The 20,919-nt window shown below is 73.2% G+C and carries 18 protein-coding genes and 1 pseudogene; 10 read left to right on the top strand and 9 right to left on the bottom strand.

Translation table 11 applies throughout. The annotated features are described in order from the left end of the window. From ABT085_RS25600 to ABT085_RS25590, 3 genes are all read left to right on the top strand, one after another. Window positions 1-625: SDR family NAD(P)-dependent oxidoreductase (locus ABT085_RS25600; protein ID WP_351612302.1), on the top strand; the 625-nt coding region annotated here is incomplete at its 5' end. Between the two features lie 20 nt (window positions 626-645). Continuing rightward, window positions 646-1,632, top strand: coding sequence for an aldo/keto reductase (locus ABT085_RS25595; RefSeq protein WP_351612307.1), 987 nt, complete (start codon window positions 646-648; stop codon window positions 1,630-1,632). A gap of 34 nt (window positions 1,633-1,666) precedes the next feature. Continuing rightward, window positions 1,667-2,533: an amidohydrolase family protein gene (locus tag ABT085_RS25590; protein WP_351612299.1), complete on the top strand. Its 867-nt coding sequence runs from the start codon at window positions 1,667-1,669 to the stop codon at window positions 2,531-2,533. 40 nt (window positions 2,534-2,573) lie between these two features. On the opposite strand, the gene ABT085_RS25585 is transcribed toward ABT085_RS25590, so the two are convergent. Next, entirely contained in the window at window positions 2,574-3,998 is a 1,425-nt protein-coding gene (locus tag ABT085_RS25585) for a lipase maturation factor family protein (RefSeq protein ID WP_351612296.1), read from the bottom strand. 142 nt (window positions 3,999-4,140) lie between these two features. On the opposite strand from ABT085_RS25585, the gene ABT085_RS25580 reads away from it, so the two are divergent. The 3 genes from ABT085_RS25580 to ABT085_RS25570 all read left to right on the top strand — a co-directional run bounded on the left by ABT085_RS25580 (window position 4,141) and on the right by ABT085_RS25570 (window position 7,758). Further along, entirely contained in the window at window positions 4,141-4,569 is a 429-nt protein-coding gene (locus ABT085_RS25580; protein WP_351612293.1) for a hypothetical protein, read from the top strand. 106 nt (window positions 4,570-4,675) lie between these two features. Continuing rightward, the gene (locus ABT085_RS25575) at window positions 4,676-6,778 is read left to right on the top strand and encodes a SpoIIE family protein phosphatase (protein WP_351612286.1); all 2,103 of its coding nucleotides are present in this window, start codon (window positions 4,676-4,678) and stop codon (window positions 6,776-6,778) included. A gap of 116 nt (window positions 6,779-6,894) precedes the next feature. Further along, window positions 6,895-7,758 (top strand): Fpg/Nei family DNA glycosylase, encoded by an 864-nt coding sequence (locus ABT085_RS25570; protein WP_351612283.1) that lies wholly within the window; start codon window positions 6,895-6,897, stop codon window positions 7,756-7,758. 60 nt (window positions 7,759-7,818) lie between these two features. Here the strand turns inward: ABT085_RS25570 and ABT085_RS25565 are convergent, their stop codons facing one another. The 3 genes from ABT085_RS25565 to ABT085_RS25555 all read right to left on the bottom strand — a co-directional run bounded on the left by ABT085_RS25565 (window position 7,819) and on the right by ABT085_RS25555 (window position 9,811). Then, entirely contained in the window at window positions 7,819-8,472 is a 654-nt protein-coding gene (locus ABT085_RS25565; RefSeq protein ID WP_351612280.1) for a zf-HC2 domain-containing protein, read from the bottom strand. Between the two features lie 141 nt (window positions 8,473-8,613). Then, on the bottom strand, window positions 8,614-9,129 hold the full coding sequence (locus ABT085_RS25560; RefSeq protein ID WP_351612277.1) for a hypothetical protein: 516 nt from the start codon (window positions 9,127-9,129) through the stop codon (window positions 8,614-8,616). A 136-nt stretch (window positions 9,130-9,265) separates the two neighbouring features. Continuing rightward, a complete protein-coding gene (locus tag ABT085_RS25555) occupies window positions 9,266-9,811 on the bottom strand; it encodes a sigma-70 family RNA polymerase sigma factor (protein WP_351612305.1) in 546 nt (181 codons plus the stop codon). Window positions 9,812-10,022: 211 nt separating this feature from the next. Here ABT085_RS25555 and ABT085_RS25550 point away from each other — a divergent pair, with 211 nt between their 5' ends. Next, window positions 10,023-11,219, top strand: a complete 1,197-nt coding sequence (locus tag ABT085_RS25550; RefSeq protein ID WP_351612274.1) for a CapA family protein — start codon at window positions 10,023-10,025, stop codon at window positions 11,217-11,219. 516 nt (window positions 11,220-11,735) lie between these two features. Here the strand turns inward: ABT085_RS25550 and ABT085_RS25545 are convergent. Beyond that, window positions 11,736-12,197, bottom strand: a complete 462-nt coding sequence (locus tag ABT085_RS25545) for a universal stress protein (protein WP_162469938.1) — start codon at window positions 12,195-12,197, stop codon at window positions 11,736-11,738. A 449-nt stretch (window positions 12,198-12,646) separates the two neighbouring features. On the opposite strand from ABT085_RS25545, the gene lysX reads away from it, so the two are divergent. Both lysX and ABT085_RS25535 read left to right on the top strand, forming a co-directional pair. Continuing rightward, window positions 12,647-15,925, top strand: coding sequence for a bifunctional lysylphosphatidylglycerol synthetase/lysine--tRNA ligase LysX (lysX, locus tag ABT085_RS25540; RefSeq protein ID WP_351612271.1), 3,279 nt, complete (start codon window positions 12,647-12,649; stop codon window positions 15,923-15,925). Between the two features lie 150 nt (window positions 15,926-16,075). Next, window positions 16,076-16,930 carry a polysaccharide deacetylase family protein gene (locus ABT085_RS25535; RefSeq protein ID WP_351612268.1) on the top strand — a complete coding sequence of 285 codons (855 nt, stop codon included), beginning with the start codon at window positions 16,076-16,078 and terminating at the stop codon, window positions 16,928-16,930. 30 nt (window positions 16,931-16,960) lie between these two features. On the opposite strand, the gene ABT085_RS25530 is transcribed toward ABT085_RS25535, so the two are convergent. Then, window positions 16,961-17,635 (bottom strand): class F sortase, encoded by a 675-nt coding sequence (locus tag ABT085_RS25530; RefSeq protein WP_351612264.1) that lies wholly within the window; start codon window positions 17,633-17,635, stop codon window positions 16,961-16,963. A gap of 333 nt (window positions 17,636-17,968) precedes the next feature. Here ABT085_RS25530 and ABT085_RS25525 point away from each other — a divergent pair, with 333 nt between their 5' ends. Further along, window positions 17,969-19,024, top strand: a complete 1,056-nt coding sequence (locus ABT085_RS25525; protein WP_351612261.1) for a hypothetical protein — start codon at window positions 17,969-17,971, stop codon at window positions 19,022-19,024. A 3-nt stretch (window positions 19,025-19,027) separates the two neighbouring features. Here ABT085_RS25525 and ABT085_RS25520 read toward each other — a convergent pair whose 3' ends face one another. From ABT085_RS25520 to ABT085_RS25510, 3 genes and pseudogenes are all read right to left on the bottom strand, one after another. Then, the gene (locus tag ABT085_RS25520) at window positions 19,028-19,591 is read right to left on the bottom strand and encodes a hypothetical protein (RefSeq protein ID WP_351612259.1); all 564 of its coding nucleotides are present in this window, start codon (window positions 19,589-19,591) and stop codon (window positions 19,028-19,030) included. 249 nt (window positions 19,592-19,840) lie between these two features. After that, window positions 19,841-20,605 (bottom strand): bestrophin-like domain, encoded by a 765-nt coding sequence (locus tag ABT085_RS25515; protein ID WP_351612256.1) that lies wholly within the window; start codon window positions 20,603-20,605, stop codon window positions 19,841-19,843. 17 nt (window positions 20,606-20,622) lie between these two features. Continuing rightward, window positions 20,623-20,919, bottom strand: a pseudogene (locus ABT085_RS25510) (hypothetical protein); the annotation flags it as partial.

The raw sequence follows: 20,919 nt of genomic DNA, 5'->3' as shown, positions 1-20,919 counted from the left end.
GCCCCTGCTCGCCCACCGCGCCGACGTCGGCGACGACGCCTCCGTACGGCAGGCGGTGGCCGCCGCCGTCGCCGGCCTCGGCGGACTCGACGTCCTGGTGAACAACGCGGGCATCGGCGCGCAGGGCACCGTCGAGGACAACGACGACGCCGAGTGGCACCGCGTGCTGGACGTCAACGTCCTCGGGATGGTCCGCACCGCCCGCGCCGCCCTGCCGTACCTGCGCGACTCGGCCCACGCGGCCGTCGTCCAGACCTGCTCGATCGCGGCCACCGCCGGTCTGCCGCGGCGGGCGCTGTACAGCGCGACCAAGGGCGCCGTGCTCGCCCTCACCCTCGCCATGGCCGCCGACCACCTCCACGAGGGCATCCGCGTCAACTGCGTCAACCCCGGTACGGTGGACACCCCTTGGATCGGCCGGCTGCTGGACGCCGCCGACGACCCGGCCGCCGAACGGGCCGCGCTGGAGGCCCGCCAGCCCAGCGGCCGGCTGGTCACCGCGGCCGAGGTCGCGGGCGCCATCGCCTACCTGGCGAGCCCGCTGTCCGGCGCGACCACCGGCACCGCGCTCGCGGTCGACGGCGGGATGCAGGGCCTGCGCCCGCGCCCCGCGGCGGGGCGATGAGCACGCCCCGCGCCACGGCGGTGCGCACCCTCGGCCGCAGCGGCGTCGAGGTCACCGCCCTGGCCTTCGGCGGCGCCGGGATCGGCAACCTGTTCACCGAGGTCGGCGAGGAACAGGCGCGCGCGGCCGTCACCGCCGCCTGGCGGCACGGCATCCGCTCCTTCGACACCGCACCGCACTACGGCCTCGGCCTGTCCGAGCGCCGCCTCGGTGCCGTCCTGCGCACCCGTCCGCGGCCGGCGTACACCGTCTCCACCAAGGTGGGCCGCCGCCTGGAGCCCGCGGACGGCACGGGCGACGACCTCGCGGACGGGTTCGCCGTGCGCGCGACCCACCGGCGCGTGTGGGACTTCAGCGCGGACGGCGTACGGCGCACCCTGGACGCCAGCCTGGCCCGGCTCGGCCTGGACCGGGTGGACGTCGTCTACCTCCACGACCCCGACGACCACGCCGTACAGGCCTTCCGCGAGGGCTACCCGGCGCTGGCGGAGCTGCGCGCGCAGGGTGTGGTCGGCGCGATCGGCGCGGGCATGAACCAGACGGAGATGCTCACCCGTTTCGTCCGGGAGACCGACGTCGACGTGGTGCTGTGCGCGGGCCGCTACACCCTGCTCGACCAGAGCGCGCTCACCGGGCTGCTGCCCGCGGCCCTCGACCGCGGCACCTCGGTCGTCGTCGGCGGCGCCTTCAACTCCGGCCTGCTGGCCGACCCGAGGCCGGGCGCGACCTACAACTACACGACGGCACCTGACGAGTTGCTGACCCGGGCCCGTCGGCTGCGGTCCGTCGCGGAGCGGCACGGAACCACCCTGCGGGCCGCCGCGCTCGCCTTCTGCGCCGCGCACCCGGCCGTCGCGAGCGTCCTGGTCGGCGCCCGCTCGGCGGCCGAAGTCGACGACTGCGCGGCCCAGTTCGCGACCCCCGTACCCGCCTCCTTCTGGCGGGAACTGCGGGACACCGGCCTGCTGCCCGCCGAGGCGCCCGTCCCGGGGGAGGTGCCGGCATGAGGCGGGCCGCGCGCACCGGCGTCCGGGGGCCGTCGTGACCGTCGACGCCCACCACCACGTGTGGGACCTGTCCGTCCGGGACCAGGACTGGCTGCACGCCCCCGGACTCGGGCCGCTGCGCCGGGACTTCACGGCCGACGACCTCGAACCCGAGGCCCGCGCGGCCGGGGTCGACCGCACGGTCCTCGTCCAGACGGTCACCGTGGCCGAGGAGACCCCGGAACTGCTGGCCCTGGCCGCCGGGCACGAGCTGATCGCCGGGGTGGTCGGCTGGACCGACCTCACCCGCCCGGACGTCGCCGACGAACTCGCCCGGCTGCGCGAACTCCCCGGCGGCGACCGCCTCAAGGGCATCCGCCACCAGATCCAGGGCGAGGCGGACCCGCGGTGGCTGCTGCGCGCGGACGTCCACCGGGGCCTGGACGCGGTGGCGGACGCGGGCCTGGTCTACGACCTCGTGGTGCTGCCGCACCAGCTCCCCGCCTGCGCGGCGGCGGCCGCCGGGCACGAGGGGCTCACCTTCGTCCTCGACCATCTGGGCAAGCCGCCCGTCGCCTCGGGCGGGCTGGAGCCGTGGGCGAGTGCCGTGCGCGCCCTGGCCGCCCGTCCCAACACGGTCTGCAAGCTGTCGGGCCTGGTCACGGAGGCCGACCGGGAGACCTGGCGGGCGGCCGATCTGCACCCCTGGGCGGACACCGTGCTGGACGCTTTCGGCCCGCACCGGCTGATGTTCGGCTCGGACTGGCCGGTGTGCACGCTCGCCGCGACCTACGCCGAGGTCCACGCGACCGCGCGACGGCTGACCGCGGGGCTCGGCCCGGCCGAGCGCGCCCTGCTCTTCGAGGGCACCGCCACCGCCGTCTACGGCCTCGGACCGGCGCCCGGGGCCGGACGCCCTTAGGCACCCCTGCGGGCGAACCGGCCGCCCCGGCCGGTGGCGCTCAGGACGACCGCTCGGCCACTCCCGCGAGCCGGGTCGGCGGCAGGTACTCCCGTACGTACACCCGCTCCCAGCACGCCCCGGTCGCCCGCAGCTCGCGCCAGGTGGTGTAGCGGTAGCGGAAGAGGCGGGCCCGGACGAAGTGCGGCGGCTCGTCCGGCGGGAACGGGGAGCGCCGCAGCAGTTTCAGCGTGTCGCGGTCGTTCTCCAGGAGCCGCTCCACCAGCGCGCCGAACCAGGTCCCGGCGTAGCCGGGCGACAGCGCGGCGAACCACATCAGCCAGTCCAGCCGCAGATGGTACGGCGCGAACTGGCGCGGCCAGTGCCGCAGGTCGCCCGGCTTGCCCCGGAACTCGTACTCCCGCCAGTCCGCGTCCTCGTGCGGCGCGGCGTCGAGCGTGCCCTCGACCACCACCTCGTAGCGGACCCGGCTGACGCTGCCGAACGCGCCGTAGGTGTTCACCAGGTGCAGCGGGTCGAACGACCGGTTCATGACCTGCCGACGGGAGATCATGTTCACCACCGGGTGGTGGCTGAGGAACAGCAGCAGCGCGGCGACCACGAGGACCAGCACCTCGTACCAGAGCGGTGGCGCGGACGGCGGCGGCGGGGAGCCGGGCAGCCGCAGCGCAGACACGGCCAGCACGATGGTGATCCAGTTCAGCCAGGCGAAGTTGCCCGACAGCACCAGCCACAGCTGAGTGACGATCATCAGGGACCCGGCGGCGGTCGCGACGGGCTGCGGGGTGAACAGCAGGAAGGGGACGATCAGCTGGGTGAAGTGGTTGGCCGCCACCTCCGCCCGGTGCACCGGCTTGGGCAGATGGTGGAAGAACCAGCTCAGCGGTCCCGGCATGGGCTGGGTCTCGTGGTGGTGGTAGAGACAGGTGAGTTTTCGCCAGCAGGCGTCGCCGCGCATCTTGATCAGGCCCGCCCCGAACTCCACCCGGAACAGGATCCAGCGCAGCAGGAACAGCACCACCACCGGCGGGGCCACCTTGTCGTTGCCCAGGAAGACGGCGAGGAAGCCCACCTCCAGCAGCAGGGACTCCCAGCCGAACGAGTACCAGGTCTGCCCGACGTTGACGATCGACAGGTACAGCGCCCAGGGCACCAGCCACAGCAGCATCCCGCCCCACAGGGGCAGCAGGGAGTCCGCGCCCGCGAGCAGGGCCGCCGAGACCGCGCAGCCCGTCCAGGCCCAGCCCGCGAAGAAGCGGTCGGAGTAGTGCAGATGGAACACGCTGGGCGCCAGCCGGAACGGCATCCGGGCGAGGAAGCGGGGCACCGGCAGCATCCCGTGCTCGCCCGTCAGCGCCCGGAACTGGCGGGCGGCCGCCAGGAACGCCACCAGGTACACGGCGGCCAGTCCCCGCTGGAAGACCAGCCGGGTCAGCCCGTACTCGGTTGCGCTGAACCAGTTCACGGCCGCTCCCTCTCCTCCATTCTGCCGCCCCTCACGCTCCGTGTCCGATGCCTCCAGTTGCGTGACCCGTGCGAATGACGCAAACAATAGTCCTGAATCACCCGAAATGGTGTTAATCATCAAGATGATCCAGGAGTGCGCGGTGCGGACAATCATCAGATCTCTCGTCCTGGTCTGCGCGCTCTCGACGGCGCTCCTGGTGGCCGGCTGCGGCAAGGGTGCGTCCGAGCGGCCGGGGCGGACCACGGGGTCGCCCCGGCCGGTCACCGACGTGGACCCGCGCCACGCCGCCCTGCCGGGCGAGTCCGGCATTGCCGCCGCGACGAGCGCCCCCGAGTCGCTGTCCGACGAGATAGGCCCCGCGCGCGTGCCGGAGATACCGGACCTGCCCGACGGCGGCGGACTCGTCCCCGACGACCCGGACGCCAGTGACGACTTCGGCGCCCCGGTCGGCACGGACGGCATGACCGGCACGGACGACTCCAGCCTCGTGGGCGGCGTGACGGGCGGCCTGGCGGACGGTGCCGCCGGAAGCATCTTCGACAGCCCGACCGACTTCTTCGTCCACTGATCCCGACCCGCGTCACGCGTGATCCGGTATCGGGTCGCACACATCGGGGCGCGGCAGATCGTGCGCACCGGTCGAAGAATCGGACAAATGCTGGCAAAGTGGGCCCATGGCTGATCGGGGAGCGAGCGCCGTGTCACTCCCGGACGACTGGCCCGCCCATCCGGATCCCATTCTGGCGCTCAACCGCATGGGCAGTTTCGACTGGGACCTGGACACGGGCCTGCTCCACATGGACGCCCTCGCCCACGAGATCTTCGACGTGCGGCCCGACGAATACGACGGACACCCGGAGACCCTTTCCATGCGGGTCCCCCAGGTGGAGGGCCTGCGGCTGGACACCCTGGTCACCCAGGCGATCAAGGACGGCAGCGAGAACTACGGCGCCTACTTCCGGCTCCGCTGCCGCGACGGCACCCTGCGCTGGACCCACACCCAGGGCTACATCAGACGCGACGAGACGCGCCGCCCGCGCCGGATCGTGGGCATCGTCCGCGACGCCACCCAGGAACTCGGCGACCTCGCCGAACGCCAGGAGGCGACCGACCCGGACGACACCCGCCGGGACCAGACCGACGTCGTACGGCTCACCACGGCAGCCCTCGCCCACGCCCGTACCGTCCGCGACGTCATCGACGTGCTCAAGGACACCCACGGTCTGACCCATCTAGGGGCGACGAGTCTGGTCATGGGTCTCGTCGAGGCGGGCCGCATCCGGCTGGTCGCCGAGGGCCCCGAGGGCAGCTTCGTGCCCGGCACCCTGGTCACCCGCATCGACGACCCGTACCCGATGAGCGAGGTCGTACGCACCCTCAGCCCCCGGTTCATCGAGTCGCCGGAGGAGTTCGCCGCCGGGTACCCGGTCCTGTGGCCCGGCCTCGCCGATCTGAACATCACCTCCGCCGCCTATCTGCCGCTCATCGTGCAGGCCCGCCCGATCGGCGCCATGGGCCTGCTCTACGGCGACCGCCGCGGCTTCACCCCGGAGGAACGCAACATCCTCGTCGCCCTGGGCAGCAGCATCGCCCAGAGCCTGCAACGGGCCATGTTCTACGAACAGGAGAAGGACATCGCCCAAGGGCTGCAACGAGCCATGCTGCCGCGCACCATCCCCAGCGTGCCCGGCGCCGACGTGGCGGTCCGCTACCGGGCGGCCAGCGTCGGCGGTGCCCACGGCCGGGACATCGGCGGCGACTGGTACGACCTGATCCCGTTGCCCGGCGGACGGGTCGGCGCCGTCATCGGTGACGTCCAGGGCCACGACACCCACGCCGCCGCGGTGATGGGCCAGCTGCGCATCGTGCTGCGCGCCTACGCCGCCGAGGGACACACCCCTGCCGCCGTGATGGCCCGCGCCTCCCTCTTCCTGCGCGAACTGGACACCGAGCGCTTCGCCACCTGCCTGTACGCGGAGGTCGACCTGTCCACCGGGGTGGTCCAGGTGGTCCGGGCCGGCCACCTCGACCCGCTGGTGCGGGCGCCCGACGGCAGCTGCCGCCGGGTCGCCGTCCCGGGCGGGCTGCCGCTCGGCCTGTCCGCGGAGTTCGGCAGCCTCGCCTACCCCGTCGGCACCATCGAGCTCGACCCCGGCCACACCCTGCTGCTGTGCACCGACGGCCTGGTCGAACAGCCCGGTGCCGACCTCGACGACGGGATGAAGACGCTCACCGCGCTCGTCACCGAGGCCCCCGAAGGCGTCCGCGATCTCGCCGAGCGGCTCATCGAGGTGGCCGACGAACGCGGCGGCGACGACGACGTGGCGCTGCTCCTGCTGCGCCGCCGCCCCCCGGACAGCCGGCAGTCCGGCGGCCGTATCCGCCAGCACGTGGCCCCCGGCGACCCGCAGGCGCTCACCCAGGCCCGTCGCACGCTGCGGACCGCGGTCCGCTCCTGGGGCGCGCGCGACCGCACCGACGAGGTCGAACTGGTGGCCGACGAACTGATCACCAACGCGCTGATGCACACCGAGGGCGCCGCGATCCTCACCCTGCGGGTCCTCGTCGGCGACGGCCGCAGGCTGCGGGTCGAGGTGGAGGACTCCTCCAGCGCCCTGCCGCGCCGCCGCGAGGCCGGGGAGGCGGGGGTCGCCGGGGTCGCCGGCCGGGGTCTGCTGGTGGTGGACCGGCTCACCGACATGTGGGGCGTGGAGGCGCGGGGCGGCGGCAAGTGCGTGTGGTGCGAGTTCGTGGTGCCGGACCGGCCCGGATCGTGACAACGGCTTGCGCCAGGCTTGCGGTGGCTGGTGTTCAAACAGCCTGGTGGCCGGAGTTCGGACGGCCCGGGGCCGGCGTCCGGCCCGCGGCCGCCCCCTGATGGCACTCTGGACGTATGCCGGAACTCCCCGAGGTGGAAGCGCTCAAGGACTTCCTCACCGCGCACCTGGCCGGGCACGAACTCGTCCGGGTGCTGCCCGTCGCGATCAGTGTCCTGAAGACGTACGACCCTGCGGTCACCGCCGTCGAGGGCCGCCGGGCCACGACCGTGCGCCGGTACGGCAAGTTCCTCGGCATCGGCACGGACGGCGGGCCGCACCTGGTGATCCATCTGGCCCGCGCGGGCTGGCTCCAGTGGCGGGACCCGCTGCCGGACGGCCTGCCCCGCCCCGGCAAGGGGCCGCTGGCGCTGCGGGTGGCCCTGGAGACCGGCGCGGGCTTCGACCTGACCGAGGCGGGCACCCAGAAGCGCCTCGCGGTGTACGTCGTCCGGGACCCGCAGGAGATCGCGGGGGTGGCCCGGCTCGGCCCGGACCCGCTCGCCGACGACTTCGACGAGGCCCGCCTCGCGGCCCTGCTGGCCGGGGAGCGACGCCGGATCAAGGGCGCGCTGCGCGACCAGAGCCTGATCGCCGGGGTGGGCAACGCCTACAGCGACGAGATCCTGCACGCGGCGCGGATGTCCCCGTACAAGGTGGCCGCCTCCCTCGCGCCGGAGGAGGTCCACGGTCTGTACACGGCCCTGCGCGGCACGCTGGCCGGGGCCGTGGAGCGTTCCCGGGGCCTGGCGGCCGGCCGGCTGAAGTCGGAGAAGAAGTCGGGACTGCGGGTCCACGGCCGCACCGGCGAACCGTGCCCGGTCTGCGGTGACACCGTTCGCGAGGTCTCCTTCAGCGACTCCTCGCTCCAGTACTGCCCCACGTGCCAGACGGGCGGCAGGCTGCTGGCGGACCGGCGGATGTCGCGACTGCTGAAGTGACCGGCGCGGGTCGCGACCGCCGAGGCGGCGGCTGTGCGAGGCGGCCCGTTCCGGCCGGGCTCAGTGCGGTGCGGGGAGGGTGACCAGGCGCTCGCCCTCGGCCGTGCGGACCTCGTACCGGGTGATCTGGTCGGAGTGCAGGGTCGAGCCGCCGTGCATGGTGAGGGGGCGGGCGTCGTGGGTGGGGACCATCCAGCTGGCCAGGGTCTGCTCCGAGCCGTCGCCGGCGACGGCGATCAGGCGGCAGGAGCGCGGACCCGCCCCGTCCTTGACCTGGAGTTCGACCTCGCTGCCGTACTCCTCGTCCTGGGTCGTGAGCTGCGCCCAGACGCCGGACCGCTCGTCGGTGGCCGTGACCTGCGCCGTCCCGTCGCCGCCGCCCAGCGTCGTCGAGAGCACGCCTCCCGCCAGCGCGACCACCACGGAGGCGGCCAGGGCGAACATCAGCCGGCGGCGCTGGGCCCGGTGCCGGGAGGCGACCTCGCCGAGGAGCTTGTCCAGCAGTTGGGGACCGGGACCGGCCATCGGGTGCACGGTGCGCGGCGTCGCCTTCCGGTACAGCAGCAACTGCCGTGCCGTGGGGCCGAATTCAGTTACCTGCGCGGCGCACTGAGGGCACTCCATGAGGTGGTCCTCGAAGCGGAAGGCCTCCGCCTCGTCCAGGAGGCCGAGCGCGTACGCGCCGACGTCTCGATGCCTTTCCAGGGACCTCATGCGGAATCCTTGTGCCTTTGGGTGTCGGTGGGGTTACTGCTTGCTCCCACTGGTACGCACCAGGCTGCCGAATCACTCAGGGCCCGCACCGAATCGTAACCAACGAGTTCGTAGCCGTCGGCTTCGCGGATTGGTCGGATTCTAGAAAAGATGGATCGCGAGATGTCCGAGGGGCAGTCCGAGCTGCCACGCGGGCGTCCACACCTTCGGTCCGTCGTCCTCGCCGGTCTGCGAACCTCCCCCCGGCACGGCGTTCAGGTCGGGCGCGAGCAGCTCCGTCTCGCGGAGCCAGCGCCAGGCCGCCGCCGCCAGCTCCAGGTCCGCCGTCGGCCCCGCCGACTCGGCCGCGTCGGCGGTGAGCCGGGTCATCCGCTCGCGCACCCACTCCTGCCACGGCTGGTCGTACGCCGTCAGCGAGAGCCAGGTCTCCAGCTGGGTGATGACCCGGATGCCGGACAGCTCGCCGTCCGTGTCGGACAGGAAGATCGTGAGGGCTAGGGCGTCCCGCCCGGCGCGGAACTCGAAGGACGTCGGCGGCATCAGGTCGCCGGTCCGCAGCAGTTCGTCGGCGATGTACTCGGCGTACAACCAGGCCATGGGGACGGTCAGTTCACCGCCGTCGGTGCCGTCCGTTTCCTGCTCACCTCTGTGCAGCATCCCTTCCTGCCTTCCTCCGGTGCGTGCGCGTCGCCCGAACCCGGGCCCCCGGTCCGGAACACGGATGAGGACAGCGGATTACTCAACCGGGTCCCACAGCAAGGCGCTTTACGGAGGTTTGACTTTCCCACTGGTTTCAGTGCAGGTCGGCCGCGTATCCCGGAAGAACCCGGCGCAGGGCGCGCAGCGCGTAGTATGCCCGGGACTTCACCGTACCCGGCGGGATGTCGAGGGCCTGCGCGGTCTCGGCCACACTGGCCCCGAGGAAATACACCAGCACCAGGACTTCGCGGTGCTCCGGAGTGAGAGTCTTCACAGCCTCGCGCACATCGAGCATGGCGGCGGACCGCTCGGCGTGGTCGGCGCACACCGGCGCGTGTTCCAGCACGGCGTCCCCGACCTCCGCCGGACGGGCCTGCCGGGCCCGTCGCGCGTCGATCGCCAGGCGCCGCCCCACGGTCAGCAGCCACGGCCGTACGGAGGTGAAGTCGTCGGCGCGCAGCGCCTCGGGATGCTGCCAGGCGCGTACCAGCGTCTCCTGGACGAGGTCCTCGGCGCGCTGCCGGTCGCCGTCGCAGAGCCTCAGCAGCAGGGCGAAGAGCGGCCGTCCGTGCTCGCGCTGGAGCGCGGCGAGCTCGTGTTCGGCGGTCGTCGACTTCATGAGGATGGTTCCGGCCGTCATGGCCGTATGGGAGCGCAGGGCGCGGCGTGAGGACAGGGCGCGCGCACGGATCTGCGACGGACGGTCGATCGCGTCGGCGAACGGTGCGACGAACGGTCCGTCTGCCCCAGTCGTGCGCATCCAATGGGTTAATGGGAGTGCCGGGACTGTTTGCGACGACTGTCAATCCCGTACCTATTCATGGGTAAATACGATCGCGACGGGGTGAGTGATGATCGCACGCAGACGGCAGGTGGCCCTGGCCCTGACGGCCATTCTCACCGCGGCCGCCGCCTGTCAGGCTCACCGGCAGCAGGACGACCAGTCCGGCCGGTCCGACGGGTTCAGCCGGTTCGGCGGACACGGCCTGCCGGGCCCGTCGTCCGCGGCCGCCGGCCGGGGCTTCACCCTGGTCGCCTCCGGGGACCTGGTCCCGGACGCCTCGATCGTCGAGCGGGCACGCTTCGACGCGGGCGGCACGGGCTACGACTTCCGGCCGATGCTCGCCGGTGCCGAACCGGCCGTGTCCGGCGCCGATCTGGCGCTGTGTCACCTGGGAACCGTGTACGGCGCCGACGGCGACTCCGGCGCCGGCACCGCGCGCAAGTCGCCGCCCGAGATCGCCCTGGCGCTCGCCGCCGCCGGCTACGACGGCTGCGCCACCGCGTCCGGCCACAGCCTCGACGACGGCGCGTCCGGGATCCAGCGCACCCTCGACGCCTTCGACGCGGTGGGCATGGCCCACGCCGGAACGGCCCGCACCGAGGCCGAGGCGCGTACCGTCACGATGCTGCGCGCCGGACCCGCGGCGGTCGCCCACCTCGCCTACACCTCCGGCACCGACGGCCGCCCGCTGCCCGACGGCCGGCCGTGGGCGGTCAACCCGGTCGACGAGAACCGCATCCTCACCGACGCCCGGACCGCCCGGAAGGCGGGCGCCGATGTGGTCGTCGTCTCCCTGGACTGGGGCACCGAGTGGCAGGACGCGCCCGACGGACGGCAGCAGAGCCTCGCACGGCGGCTCACCGCCTCGCGCACCGGCGGGCGCCCCGACATCGACCTCGTGATCGGCACCCGCACCCATGTCCCACAGGCGTACGAGAAGGTCAACGGCACCTGGGTGGTGTACGGGACCGGCGACCAGGTCGCCGGTGGGGCGCTCGACCGCAAGGGCGGCCTGCGGGACCCGCGCGCGGGGCAGTCCACGCTCGGCCGCTTCACCTTCACCCCACCGTCCCGGCCCGGCGGGCGCTGGGAGGTGAGCAGGGCCGAGTTCGTCCCGCAGCTGTTCGACGTCGACGCCGGGCGCGTGGTGGACCTCAACCAGGCACTCGCCCAGGGGGCCGACGTCGAGGGCGTACGCGACCGCATCCGGGAGGTGGTCCTCAGCCGCGGCGCGGCGAAGGACGGCCTGACGATGGGGGAGTGAACGACGCCTGGTCCGGCATGCGCCTGGTCGGGTCCGCGTCCGGGTCGGGTCCGCGTCCGGTGCGGCCCGCGTCCGGTCGGCTCCACGCCCTGGTCAGGCCCGCGCCTGCTGCGGCGTGCGCCTGGTCGGGCCCGCGCACGGTCCGGCACGCACGACCGGTCGGCTCCACGTCCGGTGCGGCGTGCGCCTGGTCGGGTCCGCGTCCGGGTCGGGTCCGCGTCCGGTGCGGCCCGCGTCCGGTCGGCTCCACGCCCTGGTCAGACCCGCGCCTGCTGCGGCGCACGCATGGTCGGCTCCACGTCCGGTGCGACGCGCGCCCGGTCGGCCCAGCGTCCGGTCGGCTCCATGCCCGGTCGGCCGCGCCCGGTCTGGCACGCCCGCCGGTGCCGGGCACGCGGTCGTCGGGTCCGGATTCCCGGCCCACGCCGGACCCCCGGCCCACGCCGGATCCCCGGCCTGTGCTGAGTCCCCGGCACGTGCCGAGTGCCCGCCCGTGTCGGGTCGCTGCCGGATCGGCTAGGGCACCACCGTCACCGGCCAGCGTCCCGCCTTCACCAGCCGGACCGCCACGGAGCCGACGATCCGGTGGCCGGCCTGCTCCGAGGCACCGACGACCACGGCGTCCGCCTTGAGCTCGTCCGCCGCCTTGACCAGGCCGCCGTAGGGGTCGCCGCGGAACGTGTGGAACTCCCAGCGCACGTCGAATATCCCCTTGACCCGCTCGGCGGCCTCCCGGATCTGGCCGACCAGGTCCTCGGCGATCTCGTCGGTCGTCTCCGCCACCGGCACTCCCAGGGCGGCGCCCGCCGCCATCACCGGCTGCACGTACACCACGGCGAGCAGCGCGTGCTGGCGCCTGGCCAGACCGCCCGCGTAGGCCGCGGCGCGGAGCGAGGAGTCGGAGCCGTCCACCCCGACGACGATGACCTTGGGCCCGTCGGTACCCCGCTCGAACCGGGAAGAGTGCTGTTCCATCACGCACCGAGGCTATCGGAGGCACCCGGTCCGGTCCCCGACCGGCCAGGGGCCCGGCCGACGCCCTGCACCCACGCCCACCGGAGGCCGCACACAGCCCCTTCCACCCGGCGGCCGGTCGGCCGTCCGGGTGGGGCCGCCTCGGGGTCCCTGCCGGGCGGTCGCGGGGCTTTCCGGCGGGCAGTGTGCCGCCCGTCGGAGCTGCGTTCCGGCAGACGGTGCGCCGCCCGTCCGGGCAGCCCTTCCCACAGGCGGCCGGGGGGCCTCCCCGTAGGCGGACCGGGGCGTTCCGGGCGGGGCGAGCCGCAGGCTTCCCGGTCGGCGGGCCAGGGCGTTCCCGGTGGGCAGGCGGGGGGCGGGCCCCCTCCCGGCAGGCGGGCCCGGGGCCTTCCCGTGGGTGGGGGACGGGCTCTCGACGGGCGGAGCGGGCGTGCTGTTCCTACAGTCGGTACATGAGTGCCCCCGTGGAGGCCGCCGCCCCCGAGGACGCCCCGGGCCCGATACGGCCGCCCGCCGGCGGCTTCCTCGGCAGGGTGCCCGAGGCCTTCGCGGCCTTCTTCGGCACCCTGGGCCTGCTCTGCGCCCTGCTCGCCCTGATCCCGCCGCTGCGCCTGCTGCTGCGCCCGGTCGTACGGTTCCTCGACCTGCTCACCGTCCCGGTCAGCGCCAACCTCGCCTACGCCGTCTTCCTGTTCCTGCTCGCCGCCGCCACCGGCGCCCGCAAACGGATCGCCTGGTGGCTGGTCGTGGTCTATCTGGGCCTGCTGGTCCTGACCGACGCCCTGGGCGTGGCCGTCGGCCTCTACGCCGCGTCCCTGCCGTCCCTCGTCGTGTGCGGCCTGGCGCTGATCCTCCTGGTCCTCGCCCGCGGGGAGTTCTACGCCGCCTCCCGCCGCGGTGCCGTACGCCGCGCGCTCGCCGTGCTGGTCGCCGGGCTCGCCGTGGCGATCCTGGCCGGCTGGGGCCTGGTGTCCCTCTTCCCCGGCACCCTGCCCGAGGGCCAGCACCTGGCCTGGACCGCCACCCGCGTCCTCGGCGGCCTGGTCTCGGACCGTTCCTTCGACGGCCGGCCGCCCCACGTCGTGTCCTTCCTGCAAGGCCTGTTCGGTGCCCTCGCCCTGCTGAACGCCGCCGCCACCCTGTTCCGCTCCCAGCGCCTGGAAGCCGCCCTGCACGACGACGAGGAGCCGCGCATCCGCGCCCTGCTGCGCCGCTACGGCGGCCACGACTCCCTCGGCTACTTCGCCACCCGCCGCGACAAGGCCGTCATTTTCTCGCCCAGCGGCAAGGCCGCCGTCACCTACCGCGTCGAGGCCGGTGTCTGCCTGGCCAGCGGCGACCCCGTGGGCGACCGCGAGGCCTGGCCGCACGCCATCGCCGCCTGGCTCGACGTCGCCCGCCGCCACGGCTGGGCGCCCGCCGTCATGGGCGCCTCCGAGGACGGCGCCAGGGCCTACGTGCGTGCCGGTCTCGGCGCCCTCCAGCTGGGCGACGAGGCGATCGTGCACCCCGCGTCCTTCGACCTCGACGGCCGCGAGATGCGGGTCACCCGGCAGGCCGCCCACCGGGTGCGGCGCACCGGTGCCACCTGCCGGATCCGTCGCCACGCCGACCTCGGCGAGACGGAGATGGAGGAGGTCGTCGACAAGGCCGACACCTGGCGCGACACCGAGACCGAACGCGGCTTCTCGATGGCCCTGGACCGCCTCGGCGACCCCGCCGACGGCGACTGCCTGCTGGTGGAGGCGATCGGCGAGGACGGGCGGCTGCTCGCCCTGCTGTCCTTCGTGCCCTGGGGCGACGACGGCATCTCCCTGGACCTGATGCGCCGTGACCGCACCGCCCCCAACGGCGTGATGGAGTTCATGGTCGCCGAGCTGTGCGCCGCCGCCCCCAAGCTGGGCGTACGCCGGATCTCCCTGAACTTCGCGGTGTTCCGCTCCGCCTTCGAGGAGGGCGCCCGCATAGGCGCCGGACCGGTGCTGCGCGCGTGGCGCCGGCTGCTGCTGTTCTTCTCCCGCTGGTGGCAGCTGGAGGCCCTCTACCGATCCAACGCCAAGTACCGCCCCGAGTGGTACCCGCGCTTCCTCTGCTACGGGGACGCCGCCTCCCTGGCCCGGATCGGCCTCGCCTCCGGCATCGCCGAGGGCTTCGTCTCCGTACCCTCGCTGCGCAAACTCTGGGGAAAGGGGCACCCGAAAGGCGCGCGGCGGCCCGCCACCACGTACGGGCTGCCGTCGCTGTCGGCGCTCGGTCTCGACGGAGGGGACGAGGCCGGGCCGGCCGGCCCGGACGCGGGCCTGCCCGAGCAGGTTCGCGTCCGGCACCAGAAACTGGACCGGCTGCGTGCCGTCGGCACCGACCCCTATCCGGTCGGCGTCCCGCCACGCACCCACACCCTCGCCGCCGTACCCCCGGACGGGCCGGTCACCGTCGCGGGCCGGGTCATGCTGGTGCGGGACTTCGGCGGCATCGTCTTCGCCGTGCTGCGGGACTGGTCCGCGGACCACCAGGTGGCGTTCACCCGCACACAGTCCGGTCCCGCCCTCGACCGGTTCACTGCCGGCACCGACATCGGCGACCACATCACCGTCACCGGCCGCGCGGGCCGCAGCGACAGCGGCGAGCCGACCGTCTTCGTCACCTCCTGGCAGCTCACCGGCAAGTGCCTGCGCCCGCTGCCCGACAAGCGTCACGGCCTCGCCGACCCCGAGGCCAAGGTCCGGATGCGCTACCTCGACCTGGTGACCAGCCCCGCCGCCCGCGACGTCGTGCGGGTCCGCTCCACCGCCGTACAGGCGCTGCGCCAGGGCCTGCTGGACCGCGGCTACCTGGAGGTCGAGACCCCGATGCTCCAGCAGATCCACGGCGGCGCCAACGCCCGCCCGTTCACCACCCACATCAACGCCTACGACCTCGATCTGTATCTGCGCATCGCCCCCGAGCTGTATCTGAAGCGGCTGTGCGTCGGCGGCCTGGAGAAGGTCTTCGAGCTGGGCCGCACCTTCCGCAACGAAGGCGTCTCCCACAAGCACAACCCCGAGTTCACCATGCTGGAGGCCTACCAGGCCTTCGCCGACTACGACGTGATGCTCGACCTCACCCGCGAGCTGATCCAGGGCGCCGCCACGGCCGCTTTCGGCCGGCCCGTCGCCCACCACGACGGCACGGAGTACGACATCTCCGGCCCGTGGCCGGTCAGGACCGTGCACGCCGCGATCTCCGAGGCGCTGGGCGAGGAGGTCGACGCCGGCACGGAGCCGCCCCGGCTGCGCCGGCTGTGCGACCGGGCCGGCGTTCCGTACACGGCCGACGACGGACCCGGCGACATCGTCCTGGAGATGTACGAGCGGCTGGTCGAGGAGAAGACCCGGCTGCCCACCTTCTACAGGGACTTCCCGACCGACGTCTCCCCGCTGACCCGGCAGCACCGCACCGACCCGCGCCTCGCCGAGCGCTGGGACCTCGTCGCCTTCGGCACCGAACTCGGCACCGCCTACTCCGAACTGACCGACCCCGTCGAGCAGCGCCGCCGGCTCACCGAGCAGTCGCTGCGCGCCGCCGGGGGAGACCCGGAGGCGATGGAACTGGACGAGGACTTCCTCGACGCCCTGGAGTACGCGATGCCGCCGACCGGCGGACTCGGCATCGGCGTCGACCGGATGGTCATGTTCCTCACCGGCCTGACCATCCGGGAGACCCTGCCGTTCCCCCTGGTGCGCCGCCGCTGAATCCAGCCCGCCAGGCCCTGTCGTGAAATTCCCGTCTGTCCGGGCGACGGCGGGAATTTGACGACAGGGCCTAGACCGTACGGGTGCATTCCTGCCGCCGCTGAAGTGTCCTCGTGCTGCGCCGGGTGCCACCCGGGCGACTGATAAATCATGAAAGAGGATCAGATGATCACACGGCGCCGCGCGTTGCTCGCCGGTGCCGTCGCCCTGGGCGCGGCCGGAGTGGCCGGAGCGGCCGGTCTGCTCGCGCCGGACACGGTCGTGGAGCCGGCCGGTCCGGTGGCCGGAGCCGCGGGCGCCCCGGCCCGCCGACTGGCGTCGAAGCCCTCCGTCTACCGCCTCGAACCCCTGACCGGCTACGGCGTCCCGCGCGCGGCGTCCCGCCGGACCCTGGTGCGCCACGAGCCCCTGCTGAGGATGCCCGGACGCGGCCGCACCATGGTGCTGACCTTCGACGACGGACCCGACCCCCGCTACACGCCCGGCATCCTGAGCACCCTGCGCCGCTACGACGTACGCGCCATGTTCTTCGTCTGCGGGGAGCTGGCCGCCGCCAACAAGGGTCTCCTCGCCCGGATGGCCGACGAGGGGCACATCGTGGGCAACCACACCTGGACCCACCCCCTGCTGACCCGGCTCAACCGCTCCAGGATCCGCAGCGAGATGGAGCGCACCTGCGATGTCATCGAGGACGCCTACGGCGAGCGCCCCCAGTGGTTCCGCGCCCCCTACGGCGCCTGGAACCGGGCCGCCTTCCAGCTCGGCGCCGAACTCGGCATGGACCCGCTGGCCTGGACGGTCGACTCCCGCGACTGGACCACCCCCGTCCCCGGCACCCGTGCCATCGTCGACCGGGTGGAGGGCGGTGCCGCACCCGGCGTGGTGGTCCTCTCGCACGACGCCGGGGGAGACCGCTCGCACACCGTCCAGGCGCTGCGCGACTATCTGCCGCGACTGCTGGACTCGGGCTACCACATCACGGTCCCGCACCGGCAGTACGCGTGAGCGGCGATCGCCTGCCCGGCCGGGGAGCGCTCAGCGGACCTCGGCCAGGCGGGCGAAGACGACGACGTTCCCGGCGTAGCCGTTCTGCTGGGTGAAGCCGCCGCCGCAGGTGATGACCCGCAGCTCGGGGGTGCCCTTGGAGCCGTAGACGCGGTCGCTGGGGAAGTTGCTCTTCTCGAACACCTCGATGCCGTAGATCTCGAAGACGGCCGTCCTGCCGTCCCGGCGCCCCACCTCGACCCGGTTCCCCTTCTTCAGCGCCCCGAGCCCGTAGAACACGGCGGGACCCTGCTGGTTGTCGACATGGCCGACGATCACCGCGGTCCCCTTCTCGCCGGGCGAGACGGCGCCGGTGAACCAGCCGGCCAGATTCGGGTTGTCCGGCGTCGGCGCGTCGATCCAGCCGTCCTTGTCCAGGCCCACCGAGGTGACGGGCGCGTTCACCTGGATCGTGGGGATCCTGACCCGGTCGGGCACCGAGTACGGCAGGGCGTCCGGGGCCCGGCCGAACGTGCCCGGGGCGACGCCGCTGCCGTCGGTCGCCGCCGCGGCGGCCGGCTGCGGAGGGCCGACGTCGAACTCGCCCGACCCGTTGCGGATCAGCGCGAGCCCGGTCAGCAGCACCAGCGCCATCACGCCCCACGGCGCGCGCTTCCTGGGCCGCTCCTCCTCTTCCGCCACCTCGGACAGCTCGTACGCAGACATTCGCCATCCCCTCTCGGCCCGGCCGTCGCCGGGTCGTTCGCGCCTGCGTAAACGCTAAGTCCCGTTGCGCGGAAGCGGCGACGAGTCACAGGCGAACGGGTGGCGCGACGGCCGTGGGTGCGCCATCCGGGGCGGCACCGTACAGGAAATTTCCGACAGTCGATGACCTGCGGCAACATCAGATTATGAGGTTTTCCGTCGGCGTGTCGCCTCACCAGGACGGACCATTGCCGAAATGCGGTCGCGTGCGGCGCGTCCGAGGGTCTTACCAGGAGGCGCTTTCTCGCCGATCGACCGGGGACGGGACCCGGGGCGCTTTCCGCGGAGGATCTCATGCGAAACGCACGTGCCCTGGCGGCCGCGGTCACCGCGGTCGCCGTCCTCGGGTTCGCAGCCCCCGCGGCCTTCGCGGACGGGATCGGCAACGGAGGTACCGGCATTCCCCCGAACGGGGTGGGCGGTGTCACCGGCATCGGGCCGGGGATCGGACCGGGCAACAACTGGGGCGGAGGTTTCCCCAACAACGGGTTCGGGCCGGGTCGGGGCAACTTCTTCGGCCCGAACAACGTCTTCGGGCCGAACAATGTCTTCGGCCCCAACAACGGCTTCGGGAACAACGGTTTCGGCCGGAACGTCTTCGGGGGCAACAACGTCTTCGGGCCGAACAACGTCTTCGGCCCGAACAACGGTTTCGGGCCCAACAACGGTTTCGGGCCCAACAACGGTTTCGGCAACAACAGCTTCGGCCGGGGCCGTAACGACGGTTTCTTCGAGAACAACAGCTTCGGCCGGGGCCGTAACGACGGCTTCTTCGAGAACAACAACTTCGCCCGGGGGCGCAACGACGGTTTGTTCGGCAACAACGGGAACGGCCGCGGCCCCGACGGCTATTTCGGTCCGGACAACGGCCTGGGGAACAACGGGGGCCTCAACAACGGCCTCAACAACGGTCTCGGCAACAACATCGGCTTCAACAACAACGGCTTCGGGCCGCGGAACATCATCGCCCAGCCCGGCGTGGTCGCCGCCGGCGGCCGGCTCACCGTCACCATGGACGGCTGCCGCACCGGTGGTGCGATGGCCTCCCGCGCCTTCCGCACCAGCTCGCTGAGCGCCCTCAACGGCACCAGCGACACCGCCAGGGGCGTCGTGGTCGTCGAGAACAACGCCCGGCCCGGCCGGTACGACATCACGGTCGACTGCAACGGCCGGAGCCTGACCCGCCCGGCGGCCTTCACCGTGGTCGGCGGTGTCCGCGCCGGCGTCGGCGGCAGCGTCCCGATCGGCGCGACCACGGCCGACATGGCCATCGGCGGCGGACTCGTCGGCGCTGCCGGCCTCGGCGGAGCGGTGTTCTGGATGCGCCGCCGCACCGAGAGGCGCGTCTGACCGTCAGCCGCCGTCCTCGCTCTCGCGGCGGCGCCCGAGGCGGTACGCCGTGCCGACGGAGCCCGCGATGAGCGCGACGCCCAGCGCGATCTCCTTCAGATCGAATCCGGCGGCGCTGCCGCCCTCGCCCGCCTGGACGGCCCGCGGGACCTGCTGCACCGGAAGGGGCGCGGAATCGGAGCCGGTGCCGGTGCCGTTCGGCGGGCCCTCGGCGATGGTCAGGTCCGTGGACCCGCTCACCCCGTCGCAGGTGAACATCACCCGGTGCACGGCCCCGGCCCGCGCGGCCCGGTCGACCGTCGTCGTGGCCGACGGACGCCCGGCGGGGATCCGTACCGTGTCGAAGGCGCCCGAGGCGACGGTGGCGGTACCCCGGCAGCCGCCCCCGTCGCGGTCGATCTGGAGGGTGAGCTGTCCGCCCGGCGCGATGCTGCGGGGCAGCACGCCGAAACCGAACGGCGTGACGTCGTGGTCGCTGCCGTCGTCGCCCGCGACGACGGCCGACGCGGAGAGGGCCAGTGCGGTGACGCCCAGCAGGGCGGCCGAGGCGACGCGTATCGCGCGCATGGTGGATCCTCCGGTCTCCGAGGAGCAGCCGCGGACCTTGTTCCGCCTGAGCCGAAAATGCGCCTCGATGACCGAAACGCTAGGAACGGGCGGGTGCCCCCGCGATCGCAGTAGTGCGAACGGGTTAACCGTGTGGGCCGCGCGGGCGAATCCCCGCGCCCGACCGTGAGGGACACCGGCGCCCGTGGGACGCCCGCGCCCGTGGGCGCCGACGGCGGGCCGCGGGCGCCCCTTCCCGGTGCCGGCCCGTCAGCCGCCCGCGTGCGGGAACAGGTGCAGGAACGGCTCCGCGGTCGCGGCGACGCCGCGGCTGTAGGGCGAGTCGAAGTCCCAGATCAGGAAGAGCAGGAAGGCGATGAGCGCCGAGAACGTCCCGGCCAGGACGAGTTCCCGCGCGGTACGCCGGATCTGGAGCGCGAAGACCATGCCGATGGTGATGACGGCCCCGATGAGCAGCCCGAACCACACCACGCCGGGCATGGTGGCCCCGGTGGAGTCGGCGCGGGCGTTGCGTGCCTGGTCCGCCGCGGCGACCTGGTCGAGCAGGGGCTGGTAGGACTGGGCCTCGAAGTCGTTCTTCGGCTGGTAGTCCGTGACGTCGGCGCGGACGCGTCCCAGCAGTTCCGTACCCCGGTCCGTGACGTCTCCGTGGTCGGCCATCGCCTTCCACTCGGTGGTCACGACGTGCCCGACATAGGTGTTGACGTCCGCCCTGATCCGGTCCCGTACGTCCGGGGGATACGCCCGGACCCGCTCCGAGATCTCGTGCAGCGCCTGGGCCTCCGCCTGCACATGGTCCTGGGCGACGCTGCGCGCCTCCCAGACACCGGCGATGGCCAGGCCCAGGACGATCGCGTAGACCACGCCGATCCACATCGTCATGTACTCGATGACGTCCGGTGTCTCGTCGGGGTCCTCGTCCTCGGGGGCTCTGCGGGCCCGTACCAGGGTGATCACGACCACCACGGCGCAGGCGGCCACCATCGCGAGAGTGAGAACAAGCCATTCCGGCAAGAGGTGCCTCCAGAGGATCAGCGGGGGCGCAGCGCGGCGACGGCGACGAGCGCGGGCACGGTGATGAGCAGGACGTAGACGACGGGCGGCGTGGTGTCGCGGGCTTGCCGCGGGGGCGGGGCGGCGTGGTGGCGCGGATAGCTCACCGGCGTCACGGCGGGACGCGGGGTGGGCTTCGGCGGCGGCTCGGGGGTCCTCGTCGGCGCGGGGGCCGGTGGTGGCGGGGGCGGCAGGACGGGAGCGGGCTGGAGTCCATGACGATGCACGAGAACCTCCTCGGTGGTCCGTCCCCGACCCACCTCCCCGACGAGCCC

It is taken from the genome of Streptomyces sp. NPDC002265 (assembly GCF_040296125.1).
In the GTDB taxonomy this organism is placed as follows: Bacteria; Actinomycetota; Actinomycetes; order Streptomycetales; family Streptomycetaceae; genus Streptomyces.
Note: the sequence above shows the minus strand (reverse complement) of the source record. Positions and strands in the feature narration are given on the sequence as shown.